General features: G+C 61.1%; 12 protein-coding genes. 9 read left to right on the forward strand and 3 right to left on the reverse strand.

The features are described 5' to 3' along the window. Positions 1–11: 11 nt before the first annotated feature. The 4 genes from LIY36_RS00670 to LIY36_RS00685 all read left to right on the forward strand — a co-directional run bounded on the left by LIY36_RS00670 (position 12) and on the right by LIY36_RS00685 (position 3,101). Complete coding sequence (locus LIY36_RS00670) at positions 12–899, forward strand: 3-keto-5-aminohexanoate cleavage protein (RefSeq protein WP_192299889.1); 888 nt, start codon at positions 12–14, stop codon at positions 897–899. Between the two features lie 147 nt (positions 900–1,046). After that, positions 1,047–2,012: an L-carnitine dehydrogenase gene (locus LIY36_RS00675; RefSeq protein WP_226454516.1), complete on the forward strand. Its 966-nt coding sequence runs from the start codon at positions 1,047–1,049 to the stop codon at positions 2,010–2,012. 113 nt (positions 2,013–2,125) lie between these two features. After that, positions 2,126–2,611, forward strand: a complete 486-nt coding sequence (locus tag LIY36_RS00680) for a thioesterase family protein (RefSeq protein WP_226454517.1) — start codon at positions 2,126–2,128, stop codon at positions 2,609–2,611. 223 nt (positions 2,612–2,834) lie between these two features. Then, on the forward strand, positions 2,835–3,101 hold the full coding sequence (locus LIY36_RS00685; protein WP_226454518.1) for a hypothetical protein: 267 nt from the start codon (positions 2,835–2,837) through the stop codon (positions 3,099–3,101). Between the two features lie 103 nt (positions 3,102–3,204). On the opposite strand, the gene LIY36_RS00690 is transcribed toward LIY36_RS00685, so the two are convergent. Together LIY36_RS00690 and LIY36_RS00695 are read right to left on the reverse strand one after the other, a co-directional pair. After that, the gene (locus tag LIY36_RS00690; RefSeq protein WP_192299893.1) at positions 3,205–4,308 is read right to left on the reverse strand and encodes a GlxA family transcriptional regulator; all 1,104 of its coding nucleotides are present in this window, start codon (positions 4,306–4,308) and stop codon (positions 3,205–3,207) included. Between the two features lie 518 nt (positions 4,309–4,826). Next, entirely contained in the window at positions 4,827–6,203 is a 1,377-nt protein-coding gene (locus tag LIY36_RS00695) for an L-serine ammonia-lyase (protein WP_226454519.1), read from the reverse strand. Positions 6,204–6,618: 415 nt separating this feature from the next. Between LIY36_RS00695 and LIY36_RS00700 the strand changes: the two genes are divergently transcribed. The 3 genes from LIY36_RS00700 (at position 6,619) to choV (ending at position 9,658) form a co-directional block, all read left to right on the forward strand. Further along, positions 6,619–7,566 (forward strand): choline ABC transporter substrate-binding protein, encoded by a 948-nt coding sequence (locus LIY36_RS00700; RefSeq protein WP_226454520.1) that lies wholly within the window; start codon positions 6,619–6,621, stop codon positions 7,564–7,566. A gap of 71 nt (positions 7,567–7,637) precedes the next feature. Further along, positions 7,638–8,483: a choline ABC transporter permease subunit gene (gene choW, locus LIY36_RS00705; protein ID WP_010207125.1), complete on the forward strand. Its 846-nt coding sequence runs from the start codon at positions 7,638–7,640 to the stop codon at positions 8,481–8,483. Continuing rightward, on the forward strand, positions 8,480–9,658 hold the full coding sequence (gene choV / locus LIY36_RS00710; protein ID WP_192299896.1) for a choline ABC transporter ATP-binding protein: 1,179 nt from the start codon (positions 8,480–8,482) through the stop codon (positions 9,656–9,658). The genes choW and choV overlap by 4 nt, the downstream gene beginning before the upstream one ends. A 171-nt stretch (positions 9,659–9,829) precedes the next feature. Here choV and LIY36_RS00715 read toward each other — a convergent pair whose 3' ends face one another. Beyond that, a complete protein-coding gene (locus tag LIY36_RS00715; protein WP_226454820.1) occupies positions 9,830–11,764 on the reverse strand; it encodes a BCCT family transporter in 1,935 nt (644 codons plus the stop codon). Between the two features lie 380 nt (positions 11,765–12,144). Here LIY36_RS00715 and betI point away from each other — a divergent pair, with 380 nt between their 5' ends. Then, the gene (gene betI, locus LIY36_RS00720; RefSeq protein ID WP_015886274.1) at positions 12,145–12,738 is read left to right on the forward strand and encodes a transcriptional regulator BetI; all 594 of its coding nucleotides are present in this window, start codon (positions 12,145–12,147) and stop codon (positions 12,736–12,738) included. A gap of 91 nt (positions 12,739–12,829) precedes the next feature. Beyond that, complete coding sequence (gene betB, locus LIY36_RS00725) at positions 12,830–14,302, forward strand: betaine-aldehyde dehydrogenase (RefSeq protein ID WP_226454521.1); 1,473 nt, start codon at positions 12,830–12,832, stop codon at positions 14,300–14,302. Positions 14,303–14,314: the final 12 nt, after the last annotated feature.

The following is a 14,314-nucleotide window of genomic DNA, read 5'->3' on the forward strand; positions in this document are numbered from 1 at the left end:
GGAACCGCCTCATGAACCACGACGTCATCATCACCTGCGCACTCACCGGTGCTGGCGACACGACCAGCCGCAGCCCCCACGTGCCGGTCACTCCCAAACAGATCGCCGCCGCCGCCGTGGAAGCCGCCAAGGCCGGCGCCACCGTTGTGCACTGCCACGTGCGCGACCCCGAGACCGGCAAGTTCAGCCGCGACGTCGCCTTGTACCGCGAAGTGATGGAGCGCATCCGCGAGGCCGACATCGACATCATCGTCAACCTCACCGCCGGCATGGGCGGCGACCTGGAGATCGGTGCGGGCGAGAACCCGATGGCGTTCGGCCCCAATACCGACCTGGTCGGCCCGTTGACCCGCCTGGCGCATGTGGAGGAACTGCTGCCGGAAATCTGCACCCTGGACTGCGGCACGCTGAACTTTGGGGATGGCGACACCATTTACGTATCCACCCCGGCGCAACTGCGCGCGGGCGCCAAGCGTATCCAGGAGTTGGGGGTCAAGGCCGAGCTGGAGATTTTCGACACCGGCCACCTGTGGTTCGCCAAGCAGATGATCAAGGAAGGCCTGCTCGACAACCCGTTGTTCCAACTGTGCCTGGGCATCCCGTGGGGCGCACCGGCCGACACCACCACCATGAAAGCCATGGTCGACAACCTGCCCGCCGACGCCGTGTGGGCCGGCTTCGGCATCGGCCGCATGCAAATGCCGATGGCGGCGCAAGCGGTGCTGCTGGGCGGCAATGTGCGGGTGGGGTTGGAAGACAACCTGTGGCTGGACAAGGGCGTGCTCGCCACTAACGGCCAGTTGGTGGAGCGGGCGAGTGAAATTCTCAGCCGGCTTGGTGCACGGGTTCTGACCCCGGCGGAAGGTCGCGTGAAGATGGGCCTGACCCGACGCGGCTAACCCCCTGCCCGAAACCGAATCAAAAATGTGGGAGCGGGCTTGCTCGCGAATGCGGTGGCTCAGTACCGGATAGAGCGACTGACACTGCGCATTCGCGAGCAAGCCCGCTCCCACAATGGATCACCGAACTCTTCAGGAATGTCGCCAATGAGCTTTATCACCGAAATCAAAACCTTCGCCGCCCTGGGCAGCGGTGTCATCGGCAGCGGCTGGGTGTCCCGCGCCCTCGCCCATGGCCTGGATGTGGTCGCCTGGGACCCCGCGCCCGGCGCTGAAGCCGCCCTGCGCAAACGCGTCGCCAACGCCTGGGGCGCCCTGGAGAAACAAGGCCTGGCACCCGGCGCATCACAGGATCGCCTGCGCTTTGTCGACACCATCGAAGCCTGCGTAAAAGACGCCGATTTCATCCAGGAGAGCGCCCCCGAACGCCTGGAGTTGAAGCTCGAATTGCACAGCAAGATCAGCGCCGCCGCCAAGCCCAATGCGCTGATCGGTTCGAGTACGTCCGGTCTGTTGCCAAGTGAGTTCTACGAGCGCGCCACACACCCGCAACGCTGCGTGGTCGGCCATCCGTTCAACCCGGTGTATCTGCTGCCGCTGGTGGAAGTGGTCGGTGGCAAAAACACCGCACCGCAAGCGATCCAGGCCGCGATCAAGGTGTATGAATCCCTCGGCATGCGCCCGTTGCATGTGCGCAAGGAAGTCCCTGGCTTTATTGCCGACCGCCTGCTTGAAGCGCTCTGGCGTGAGGCGCTGCACTTGGTCAACGACGGCGTGGCGACCACTGGCGAGATCGACGATGCGATCCGTTTTGGCGCGGGGCTGCGTTGGTCGTTCATGGGCACGTTCCTCACCTACACCCTCGCGGGTGGCGACGCCGGCATGCGGCATTTCATGGCGCAGTTCGGACCGGCGCTACAGCTGCCGTGGACCTACCTGCCGGCACCGGAGCTGACCGACAAGTTGATCGACGATGTGGTGGAGGGCACCCGCGATCAGTTGGGCACACACAGCATTTCGGCGCTGGAGCGCTATCGTGATGATTGCCTGTTGGCGGTGCTGGAAGCGGTAAAAACCACCAAGGCCAAACACGGCATGAGCTTCGCTGAATAACCCCTGTGGGAGCGGGCTTGCTCGCGAAAGCGGAGTGTCAGTCACTTAAATTTTTCTGACTCACCGCATTCGCGAGCAAGCCCGCTCCCACATTTTTTGACCGAGTACATGTCATGCCTGCATTAACCACTTATACGACGCAAATCCACCCCGACTGGGTGGACTACAACGGCCACCTGCGCGACGCGTTCTACCTGCTGATCTTCAGCTACGCCACCGATGCGCTGATGGACAGCCTCGGCCTGGACAGCACCCACCGCGAAGCCAGCGGCCACTCGCTGTTCACCCTGGAGTTGCACCTGAACTACCTGCACGAAGTGAAACTCGGCGCCGACGTCGAGGTGCATACCCAACTCATCGCCCATGACACCAAGCGCCTGCATCTCTACCACAGCCTGCATCCGGTCGGCGGCGATAAGGAGCTGGCGGGCAACGAACAGATGCTGCTGCACGTCGACCTCAAAGGGCCCCATGCGACAGCGTTTAGCGAGGCCACGCTGCAACGCCTTTCGGCGATCTGCCTGGAGCAGGCCGACTTACCGCGCCCTGCCCTGCTCGGCCGGGTCATCGGCATAAAAAAAGCCCCGATCAAGCCGTGACGAGATCGAGGCAGAAGGTTTTGTGTGAGCTGTACATCCCGAGGGTGACCAAACCGTCAAGCTGCTTGCTTGAACCCAGTGTGCCCATTAGTGCCGTCGGCAAATGGCCCGAAAACGACATGCTCATAGCCATCTGAGCCATTCGTGCAATCTGCCCTTGCCGACCCCTTGAGTGGCTACCAGAATCGAGGTCAAACCCGTTCCCTTCACCAGGATAAACGTCATGATGCATGCGGATTTGATTGACCAGGATGACCTGCTGGGCCAGTTGCGCTCACTGGGTTTTGAAGTCTCCAGCGGCTCTACCGCCGAGCAGGCCTGCGAGTGTGCGGTGCGTGGCTTGAGCGAGGCGCGGGCCAAGGCACTGAAGGGGATGGTGGAGCAGATGTACACCGGCAGCGCGACGATCTTGCCGGCGGTGCGCCAGGCGATCGATAAGCAGTTGCTCCCGGCCCTGATGCAGTTCAAGCAGAACTCCGGGGCCTCATGAACCGCATTCGCGAGCAAGCCCGCTCCCACATTCGACCGAGTTCCAACCCTGGAATGCAGTTGAATGTGGGAGCGGGCTTGCTCGCGAATGCAGGCGCCTGGGTCTAGAGCCTTACGCTGGCAAACGTCGACTCATTGCGCGCCTGGCTCAACGCCGACATCGGCCCCGACAACGGTGACAGCACCAAGGCCGGCGGAATCGGCATCATCGCCACCTGTTGGGTCGTGTTGGAGCCCACACGTTCATCCCGTGGTGGAATGCCGAAGTATTCGCGGTAGCACTTGGAGAAGTGCGGCGTGGAGACAAACCCACACACCGACGCCACTTCGATGATCGACATCGGCGTTTGCTTGAGCAACTGCCGCGCACGGATCAAGCGCAACTTCAGGTAGTAACGCGACGGTGAGCAGTGCAGGTACTTCTGGAACAGCCGCTCCAACTGGCGCCGCGATACGGCGACGTACACCGCCAACTCATCCAGGTCGATCGGCTCTTCCAGATTGGCCTCCATCAACGCGACGATTTCCTGCAGCTTCGGCTGGTTGGTACCGAGCATGTGCTTGAGCGGTACGCGCTGGTGATCCTGCTCGTTGCGGATGCGTTCGTACACAAACATCTCGGAGATCGCGGCCGACAGTTCACGCCCGTGATCGCGGCTGATCAGGTGCAGCATCATGTCCAGCGGCGCGGTGCCGCCGGAGCTGGTGAAGCGGTTGCGGTCGAGGGTGAACAGGCGTGTGCTCATGGCCACGCGCGGGAAGGCTTCCTGCATCGAGGCCAGGCATTCCCAGTGCACGCTGCAATCGAAACCATCGAGCAGACCCGCGCAGGCCAGGGCCCAGCTGCCGGTGCACACGGCGCCCAGGCGACGCGACTGGCGCGCCTGGCTCTGCAGCCACGACACGTGTTCACGGGTGACGGTACGTTGGATACCCACGCCGCCGCACACGATCACAGTGTCCAGGGCCGGGGCTTTGTGCATGGAGGCATCGGGAGTGATTTGCAGCCCGTCGCTGGCCCACACTTGGTTGCCGTCGACACTCAGGGTTGTCCAGCGATACAACTCGCGACCGGACAGCTGGTTGGCCATGCGCAGGGGTTCGACTGCGGATGCCAGGGAAATCAGCGTGAAATTGTCCAGCAGCAAAAAGCCGATGGATTGAGGCGTACGGTTCTGGGGTTGAGCCCCGGAGTTGAACGACGTCATCACAGTATCTCCTCACACAAAGCGGGTGATGGCCTCAGGCGAGGCTCTTGTTATTGCGCTCTTCATCCTTCACGGAGAGAGGCTTTGAATTGACAGAGCAAATGCCATGCCTAAATTTGAATGGCCGTCCAATAACTCCTAAAAACGACGTTTTGACGCGTCTATATAAGCCCGCGCGAGACGCATGGTTAAGCCCTGAAATGGGCGTAGGAACGGGCCCTCACAGAGCGGGTGAGCAGAACGGTAGCACTTGTGGGAAGGCGCTTTGCGGGCGTAGGAGAAGTCTGTCACCCATGGCACGGGGGACGGGTGGTCGAGGGGTAAACCGTTCGTGAGCTACTTATCTGTTTGCGACGCGCTAAAAGGTGGCGCTTTTGCGTTGGGTGTGCACTTTGTGAGCAGTGTTGTCTGGACCTCCGCTATCGCAGGCAAGCCAGCTCCCACATTCGACCGCGCCCTCATGCTGGAACTCGGTCAACTGTGGGAGCTGGCTTGCCTGCGATAGCGGTGTCACTGACTCAACACTCGACAGCACTCACCGCCAACCCACCCCGCGACGTCTCTTTGTACTTGTCGTGCATGTCCGCCCCGGTATCGCGCATGGTGCGGATCACCCGGTCCAGCGAGATAAAGTGCTGACCATCCCCACGCAACGCCATCTGCGCCGCGTTGATCGCTTTCACCGCCGCAATCGCGTTGCGCTCGATGCACGGCACCTGCACCAGCCCGCCCACCGGGTCGCAGGTCAGGCCGAGGTTGTGTTCCAGGCCGATCTCGGCGGCGTTGCACAGTTGCTCCGGCGTGGCGCCGAGGATTTCCGCCAAGCCGGCGGCAGCCATCGCGCAGGCTGAACCCACCTCGCCCTGGCAGCCGACTTCGGCACCGGAGATCGAGGCGTTTTTCTTGCACAGGATGCCCACCGCCGCGGCGCCGAGCAGGTAGTCGACCACATTGGCTTCGGTGACTTCTTCGCTGAACTTCATGAAGTAGTGCAGCACCGCCGGGATGATCCCCGCCGCGCCGTTGGTGGGTGCGGTGACCATGCGCCCGCCGGCGGCGTTTTCTTCGTTGACGGCGAGGGCGAACAGGTTGACCCACTCCATCGCGCTCAACGTCGAGCCGATTACATTGGGCTTGTTCAATTCCTGCAGGCTGCGGTGCAACTTGGCGGCGCGGCGGCGCACGTTCAGGCCGCCGGGCAAGATGCCTTCGTGCTTGAGGCCTTGCTCCACGCAATCTTGCATGGCGTGCCAGAGCTTGAGCAGGCCACTGCGGATTTCTTCTTCGGAGCGCCAGACCTTTTCGTTCGCCAGCATCAGCTCGGCGACGCGCAGGTTGTGGGTCTTGCACAACTGCAACAGCTCCACCGCGCTGGAAAAATCGTAGGGCAGTTCGGTGCGATCCATGTCGGCCACGCCGCTTTGTGCCTGCGCTTCATCCACCACAAAACCGCCGCCCACCGAATAGTAAGTGTCGCGATGCAACTCGCCGCTGTCGCCGTACACCACAAGGGTCATGGCATTGGGGTGAAACGGCAGGTTTTCGTCGAGCAGGCGCATGTCGCGGGCCCACACGAAGGGCACCGGCAGGTGTCCGTCCAGCAGCAGGGTGTCGGTTTCGCGCAGGGTGTGAATGCGCAGGCCGATTTGCGACGGGTCGATTGCGTCCGGCCACTCGCCCATCAACCCCATGATGGTGGCGGTGTCGCTGCCGTGGCCGATGCCGGTGGCGGACAGGGAGCCATAAAGCTGAACTTCGACGCGCCGCACTTGTTCCAACAACTCACGTCCACGCAGGCCCTGGACGAACAACGCCGCGGCGCGCATGGGGCCGACGGTGTGAGAACTCGAAGGCCCGATGCCGATCTTGAACAGGTCGAAAACACTGATAGCCATTGCGGTAGAACTCCTCGATAAGCACGGCCAGGCTTGAACGAGGTGCTACGCTCAGATCGCCCAGATGGCGGCATCATCAAGCTTTTATCCGCCGTCACGGCGTCTCACACCGACGCACCCATGCTCACTAGCGTCGCTGGCGTGTGATCACCTGTTTTGGGCGTTTTTTGCGGTGCAGATGGGCAAAAACTGCAGTTTTGCCTTGGGAAAAACCTGTAAGCGACGTCACCGACACTGGATACGACCCTCCCTGTACTGGATACGACGCCCCCTGTAGGCGTCAGATTTTCACTGGTACATGATCAGTCTCGACTCGTTTGCAAGGCGCCGTGCCAGAGCAGTTGTCACACGCTCTAAACGCAACACTTATAAAGCGCGGCGAAGGCCGCCAGAAAAAACACAGGAGTCTAGCCCCATGAAAGGTTCACCCCAGTTGTTATTGGCCGCCATGCTGAGTCTGCCAGTCCTGGCGCACGCGGCAGAGCCGGCACAATGTCACACCGTCAACTTCTCCGATGTCGGCTGGACCGACATCACCGTCACCACGGCGACCACCAGCGAAATCCTCAAGGGCCTGGGCTACAAGCCGCGCACCACGATGATTTCCGTACCAGTGACCTACAAGTCCCTGGCCGACGGCAAGAACATGGACATCTTCCTCGGCAACTGGATGCCGACCATGGAAAACGACATCAAGCAGTACCGTGATGCCGGCACCGTGGAAACCGTGCGCGCCAACCTGGAGAACGCCAAGTACACCCTGGCGGTCCCCGAAGCGCTGTACAACAAAGGCCTGAAGGACTTCGCCGACATCGCCAAATTCAAGGACGAGCTGGGCGGCAAGATCTACGGCATCGAGCCGGGCAACGACGGCAACCGCACCATCCAGACACTGATCGACAAAGACGCCTTCGGCCTGAAAACCGCCGGTTTCAAAGTGGTCGAATCCAGCGAAGCCGGGATGCTCTCCCAGGTTGAGCGCGCCTCCAAGCGTGACCAGGCCATCGTGTTCCTCGGCTGGGAACCGCACCCGATGAACACCCGCTTCAAGATGAAGTACCTGACCGGCGGGGATGATTCCTTCGGCCCCAACTACGGCCAGGCCACCATCTACACCAACGTGCGCAAGGGCTACACCCAGGAATGCAGCAACGTTGGCCAGCTCCTGAAAAACCTGTCGTTCACCTTGAACATGGAAAGCACCCTGATGGGTAACGTGCTGGACGACAAGATGAAGCCCGACGCCGCGGCGAAAGCCTGGCTGCAGAAAAACCCGCAAGTGCTCGACACCTGGCTCGCGGGGGTCACCACCGTTGATGGCAAACCTGGACTGGACGCCGTGAAAGCCTATCTCGCCAAGTAATTCACCGTTGTCCCCGGGGCGGTGCGCTGCCCCGGGATGTTTTCCCTCTTCGCATGTGGACATTCACTACCATGCTGACTGAACAGAAAATCCCACTAGGCCAGTACATCGCTGCCTTCGTTGAATGGTTGACCCAACACGGTGCCAACTACTTCGACGCAATCGCATCGACGCTGGAAACGATGATCCACGGCGTGACGTTCGCGCTGACCTGGTTCAATCCGCTGGCATTGATCGGTCTGATTGCGCTGCTGGCTCATTTTATTCAACGCAAATGGGGCCTGACCGTATTTGTGATCGCCTCCTTCCTGCTGATCCTCAACCTGGGGTACTGGCAGGAAACCATGGAGACCCTGGCGCAGGTGCTGTTCGCCACCCTGGTCTGCGTGGTCATCGGTGTGCCGCTGGGCATTGTTGCCGCGCACAAACCGATGTTCTACACCATGATGCGGCCGGTACTCGATCTGATGCAGACCGTACCGACCTTCGTCTACCTCATCCCTACCCTGACCCTCTTCGGGCTGGGTGTGGTGCCTGGGCTGATTTCCACGGTGGTGTTCGCGATTGCCGCGCCGATCCGCCTGACTTACCTGGGTATCCGTGATGTACCGCAAGAGTTGATGGACGCCGGCAAGGCCTTTGGCTGCTCGCGCCGTCAATTGCTCTCGCGCATTGAACTGCCCCACGCCATGCCGAGCATCGCTGCCGGCATTACCCAATGCATCATGCTGTCGTTGTCGATGGTGGTGATCGCCGCCCTGGTGGGCGCCGATGGCCTCGGCAAACCGGTGGTCAACGCACTCAACACCGCTGACATCGCCCTGGGCTTTGAAGCCGGCCTGGCAATCGTATTGCTGGCCATCATGCTCGACCGCATCTGCAAACAACCCGACGCCAAAGTAGGGGGTGATGCATGAGCATTATCCGATTCGACAATGTCGACGTGATCTTCTCCAAAGACCCACGCGAAGCGCTCAAGCTGCTGGACCAGGGCATGAGCCGTAACGAGATCCTGAAAAAGACCGGGCAGATTGTCGGCGTTGAAAAAGCCAGCCTGGACATCGAGAAAGGCGAGATCTGTGTGCTGATGGGCCTGTCGGGCTCGGGCAAATCCAGCTTGCTGCGCTGCATCAACGGCCTCAACACCGTGAGCCGCGGCCAGCTGTTCGTGGAGCATGAGGGTCGCCAGATCGACATCGCTTCCTGCACCCCCGCCGAGCTGAAAATGATGCGTACCAAGCGCATCGCCATGGTGTTCCAGAAGTTCGCCCTGATGCCGTGGCTGACCGTGCGCGAAAACATCAGCTTCGGCCTGGAGATGCAGGGCCGTCCGGAAAAAGACCGGCGCAAGCTGGTGGACGAAAAGCTCGAACTGGTAGGCCTGACCCAATGGCGCAACAAGAAGCCGGATGAACTCTCCGGCGGCATGCAGCAGCGCGTCGGCCTGGCCCGCGCGTTGGCGATGGACGCCGACATCCTGCTGATGGACGAACCCTTCTCCGCCCTCGACCCGCTGATCCGCCAGGGCTTGCAGGACGAGTTGCTGGAACTGCAACGCAAGCTGAGCAAGACCATCGTGTTCGTGAGCCACGACCTCGACGAAGCGCTCAAATTGGGCAGCCGTATCGCGATCATGAAAGACGGCAAGATCATCCAGTACAGCGTGCCGGAAGAGATCGTGCTGAACCCGGCGGATGACTATGTGCGCACCTTCGTCGCGCATACCAACCCACTGAACGTCCTGTGCGGCCGCAGCCTGATGCGCACCCTGGACAACTGCAAGCGCGTCAACGGTTCGGTGTGCCTGGACCCGGGCGGCGACTCGTGGCTGGACCTGGCCGAAGGCAACACCATCAAGGGTGCTCGCCAGAATGGCGCGGTGATGAATTTGCAGAACTGGGCACCGGGGCAAGCGGTGGAAGGTTTGAGTCGGTTGCCAACGCTGGTGGATTCGAATATCGGCATGCGTGATGCGTTGCAGATTCGGTATCACACGGGGAACAAGCTGGTGTTGCATGACAACAACCAGGTGGTGGGGATCTTGGGGGACAGCGAGCTGTACCACGCCCTGCTAGGCAAGAACCTGGGCTAGGCCAATCCCACAAACCCCACTGAAGAAATGGGGTCAATGTGGGAGCGGGCTTGCTCGCGAATGCGGTGTATCAGTCAGCACACCTGTCACTGACCCACCGCATTCGCGAGCAAGCCCGCTCCCACATTCAGACCCAGCAGTGTCAGTGAGGACACTGCCAGGCTTCAACTATCAGCTATAGACCCGGCCAAGGAGCTGCCGATGGCTTTCAAACTGATCGAGCACGTCCCGGGTGATCTGTTCCTGGGCAAAGCCCATCAGGTCGTATTCCTGAGGCCCGTTGTGCAGGTACACCTCAGCGCGGTAGTAGCGGGTGCGCTCTTCTTCAGGCAAGTCGGTCGAGGCCGACGAGTAAGCATCCAGGCTCACTTCGTAGACAAACGGGTTGCCCTCTTCCATCTCGATGCGCACACCAATGCAGCGCTTGGATTTGCCAAGCAAGGTCTGCACTTGCAAGCCCTGCTCACGCAATGCCACGGCGGCTTCTTCCAACGCCGGCGTTACGTGCTTGTCCATGAAACGCTGCACCGTGCCCTGGCTCGGTTGCAGGTCCAGCGCGGTCAACCGCTCGCTGAAACCACGACGGCCACGCTCGGCCAATTGCGCCTGCTCCTGTTCGATGGCCACGTCCTGGCGCATGGCCTTGTGCAGACCGAACATAAAGAACACCAGCACCACCGAGAACGGCAGCCCCGCCAGCACCACCATGGTTTGCATGGCTTCGAAGTTACCCGCGAACAACAGGCCGATGGTCACCAGGGTGATCACCGCCGACCAGAAGATCCGCAGCCAGTGCGGCGCGTCTTCATCCACATTGCCGCCTTTGCACGACAGGTTGGCCATCATCACCGCGCCGGAATCCGCCGGGGTCAGGAACAGCACAAAGCCCACAAAGATCGACACACCGATGACGATTTTCGACGCCGGGTAATGCTCCAGCAGTTGATAGATAGCCATCGACGGTTGTTCCAGCGCCGTCTTGCCCAACTCCACCGCACCGTGGTTCAGCACCAGGTCCAGCGCCGAGTTGCCAAAGATCGACAGCCACGCCAGGGTGAAGCCCAGCGGGATCAACAGCACGCCCGCCACCAGTTCACGCACCGAGCGACCACGGGAAATGCGCGCGATGAACATGCCTACGAACGGCGCCCAGGAAATCCACCAGGCCCAGTAGAACAGGGTCCACAGGCCCATCCAGCGTTCGGTCTTGTCGGCGTCGCCTTCGTAGACGTAGAGGTCGAAGGTTTTCAGCACCAGGCCGTTCATGTAGTCGCCGATGTTCTGCACGAAGCCGTTGAGCAGGTGCAGGGTCGGGCCGAACAGCAGCACAAAGATCAGCAAGCCACTGAACAGCACGATATTGAGGTTGGACAGGCGGCGAATGCCGTTCTCCACACCCGACACGGCAGCGATGGTCGCCACGGTGCTCATCACGATGATCACGATCAGCAGGTTGGTGTTGTTGTGCGCCATGCCGAACAGGTTTTCCAACCCGGACGATACTTGCATCGCCCCAATCCCCAGGTTGGTCACCAGGCCCAGCAGCGTCACGAACATGCCGAAACCGTCCACCGCGTGACCGGCCGCGCCCTTCACCCAACGCTCGCCGACCAGCGGGTACAGCGCCGAACGCAAGGCCAGCGGCTGGTTATGGCGATACGCGAAGTACGCCACGGCCAGACCGACCAAGGCGTAGATCGCCCAACCGTGCAAGCCCCAGTGCAGGAAGGTCAGTTGCAGCGCCTGGCGTGCAGCCATGTTGCTGGCGGCCGCGCCTTCAGGCGGGTTGAAGTAGTGGTCCAGCGGCTCCGAGGCGCCGAAGTACAGCAGCGAGATGCCGATACCCGACGAGAACAGCATGCCGGCCCAGGCGCCGTAGCTGAAGTCCGGGGTGTCGTCCTTGCTGCCCAGTTTCAATTTGCCGTAGGAAGAAAACGCCAGGCCCACTACAAACACCAGGTAGGCGGCGATGACCACCATGTAATACCAGCCGAAGCTTTTCGACAGCCAGGCTTGTGCGACGCCGAGCATGCGCCCGGCCTCCTGCGGGGCGATGATCAGGATGGCAGTCAACAACAGAATCAACGCGGTGGAGGTGTAGAACACCCAACCGTTGACCCGCACCTTTTCCGGCGGGGTCTTTATAAGAGAGGCAGAACTCATGGCGCAGATGCTCCGGGCAGTGCGAAAGAGAAACACAAGGCAGCGGTTATCCCGGGACATCGCTTTATGGGCAGGCGACGGACGGGTGTTATAAAGACACCCCGAAAACCCTTGGCCCCCTACCGGACAGGTAGACAGGGCGTTTCAAGGGTTTTTGCAGGTGTCATTTGTCGCGGCTCTCAGGCAGGAAACTTCTGTAGGCAGCGACCATTTGTCGCAGATCTTATTCTTTGTTGATTGAACGTTCAATCAAAACAAAATAGACTGGCCATCAAGCCGACGGACGTTTATCGCCAGTCGGCAGGCCTAAGGAGAGGTGCTACATGCCCAAGGTCGGTATGCAACCCATACGCCGCCAGCAATTGATCGAAGCCACCTTGACGGCCATCGATCAGGTCGGGATGGGAGATGCCAGCATTGCGCTGATCGCCCGTTTGGCCGGCGTCTCGAACGGCATCATCAGTCACTACTTCAAGGACAAGAACGGCCTTATTGCAGCGACGATGCGCTACTTGATGAACGCGCTGATCGACAACGTCCACGAACGCAGGCTCGCGCTGACGGACGACAGCCCACGGGCACACCTTCAGGTGATCATCGAGGGCAACTTCGACGCCAGCCAGGTCAACGGCCCGGCAATGAAAACCTGGTTGGCCTTCTGGGCCACCAGCATGCACCACCCGTCATTGCACAGGTTGCAGCGGATCAACGATCAACGTCTGTATTCCAACCTGTGCTGCCAGTTCCGCCGAGTGCTGCCGCTGCCGCACGCACGCAAAGCAGCCCGAGGCCTGGCGGCCCTGATCGACGGTTTGTGGTTGCGCGGCGCCCTGTCGGGAGACGCTTTCGACACGGCGCAGGCGCAACGGATCGCTTACGAATACATGGATTTCCAATTGGCCAAGCAGGTGAGTTAGAGCACACATAGACGCTCAACCCCTGAACGCTGCCGCACCGGCCTACGGTGCGGTGGTCAACGCCAACCACTTATGCACTTGCGAGGACTTTATGGCCCGTTTCGAACTGCAAAAACTCTACATTGACGGCGGCTACAGCGACGCTGGCAGCGATGCCACCTTCGAAGCCATCAACCCGGCTAACGGTGAAGTTCTCGCCCAAGTGCAACGCGCGACGAAAGACGACGTTGAACGTGCCGTGGTCAGCGCCGAAAAAGGCCAGAAAATCTGGGCCGCGATGACCGCCATGGAGCGTTCGCGCATCCTGCGTCGTGCCGTCGACATCCTGCGCGAGCGCAACGACGAACTGGCCGCCCTGGAAACCCTGGACACTGGTAAAGCGTTCTCCGAAACCAAGTACGTCGACATCGTCACCGGCGCCGACGTGCTGGAATACTACGCAGGCCTGGTGCCCGCCATCGAAGGCGAGCAGATCCCGCTGCGCGACACTTCCTTCGTCTACACCCGCCGCGAGCCGCTGGGCGTGGTGGCGGGTATCGGCGCGTGGAACTACCCGATCCAGATCGCCCTGTGGAAATCCGCACCGGCCCTGGCCGCCGGTAACGCGATGATCTTCAAGCCAAGCGAAGTCACCTCGCTGACCACCCTGAAACTGGCCGAGATCTACACCGAAGCCGGCGTACCAGCGGGCGTGTTCAACGTATTGACCGGCAGCGGCCGTGAAGTCGGCACCTGGCTGACCGAGCACCCGCGCATCGAGAAAGTCTCGTTCACCGGCGGCACCGACACCGGCAAGAAAGTCATGGCCAGCGCGTCGAGCTCCTCGCTCAAAGACGTGACCATGGAACTGGGCGGCAAGTCCCCGCTGATCATCTTTGACGACGCCGACCTCGACCGCGCCGCCGACACCGCGATGATGGCCAACTTCTACAGCTCCGGTCAGGTGTGCACCAACGGCACCCGCGTGTTCGTGCCCAAGCACCTGCAAGCGGCGTTCGAAGCCAAGATCGTCGAGCGTGTCGCGCGCATTCGCGTGGGCAACCCGGAAGACGAAAACACCAACTTCGGCCCACTGGTCAGCTTTGCCCACATGGAAAGCGTGCTGGGCTACATCGCCAAGGGCAAAGAGCAAGGCGCACGCCTGCTGTGCGGCGGCGAGCGCCTGACCGACGGCGACTTCGCCAAAGGCGCCTTCGTGGCCCCGACCGTGTTCACCGACTGCACCGACGACATGGTCATCGTGCGTGAAGAAATCTTCGGTCCAGTCATGGCGATCCTGACCTACGAAACCGAAGAAGAAGTGATCCGCCGCGCCAACGACACCGACTTCGGCCTGGCCGCCGGCCTGGTGACCAAGGACCTGAACCGCGCCCACCGCGTGATTCATCAGCTGGAAGCGGGTATCTGCTGGATCAACGCCTGGGGCGAGTCCGACGCGAAAATGCCGGTGGGCGGCTACAAGCAATCCGGTGTGGGCCGTGAGAACGGCATCAGCTCGCTGAACAACTTCACCCGCATCAAATCGGTACAGGTCGAGCTGGGCGATTACGCCTCGGTGTTCTAACACCCGAGCCTT

This window comes from Pseudomonas sp. AF03-9 (assembly GCF_020515815.1).
Classification (GTDB): domain Bacteria; phylum Pseudomonadota; class Gammaproteobacteria; order Pseudomonadales; family Pseudomonadaceae; genus Aquipseudomonas.

Excerpts from the sequence above, each read along its gene's own strand:
- LIY36_RS00670 (WP_192299889.1), top strand. The coding sequence starts at position 12 with ATGAACCACGACGTCATCATCACCTGCGCACTCACCGGTGCTGGCGAC.
- LIY36_RS00675 (WP_226454516.1), top strand. The coding sequence starts at position 1,047 with ATGAGCTTTATCACCGAAATCAAAACCTTCGCCGCCCTGGGCAGCGGT.
- LIY36_RS00680 (WP_226454517.1), top strand. The coding sequence starts at position 2,126 with ATGCCTGCATTAACCACTTATACGACGCAAATCCACCCCGACTGGGTG.
- LIY36_RS00685 (WP_226454518.1), top strand. The coding sequence starts at position 2,835 with ATGATGCATGCGGATTTGATTGACCAGGATGACCTGCTGGGCCAGTTG.
- LIY36_RS00690 (WP_192299893.1), bottom strand. The coding sequence starts at position 4,308 with ATGACGTCGTTCAACTCCGGGGCTCAACCCCAGAACCGTACGCCTCAA.
- LIY36_RS00695 (WP_226454519.1), bottom strand. The coding sequence starts at position 6,203 with ATGGCTATCAGTGTTTTCGACCTGTTCAAGATCGGCATCGGGCCTTCG.
- LIY36_RS00700 (WP_226454520.1), top strand. The coding sequence starts at position 6,619 with ATGAAAGGTTCACCCCAGTTGTTATTGGCCGCCATGCTGAGTCTGCCA.
- choW (WP_010207125.1), top strand. The coding sequence starts at position 7,638 with ATGCTGACTGAACAGAAAATCCCACTAGGCCAGTACATCGCTGCCTTC.
- choV (WP_192299896.1), top strand. The coding sequence starts at position 8,480 with ATGAGCATTATCCGATTCGACAATGTCGACGTGATCTTCTCCAAAGAC.
- betI (WP_015886274.1), top strand. The coding sequence starts at position 12,145 with ATGCCCAAGGTCGGTATGCAACCCATACGCCGCCAGCAATTGATCGAA.
- betB (WP_226454521.1), top strand. The coding sequence starts at position 12,830 with ATGGCCCGTTTCGAACTGCAAAAACTCTACATTGACGGCGGCTACAGC.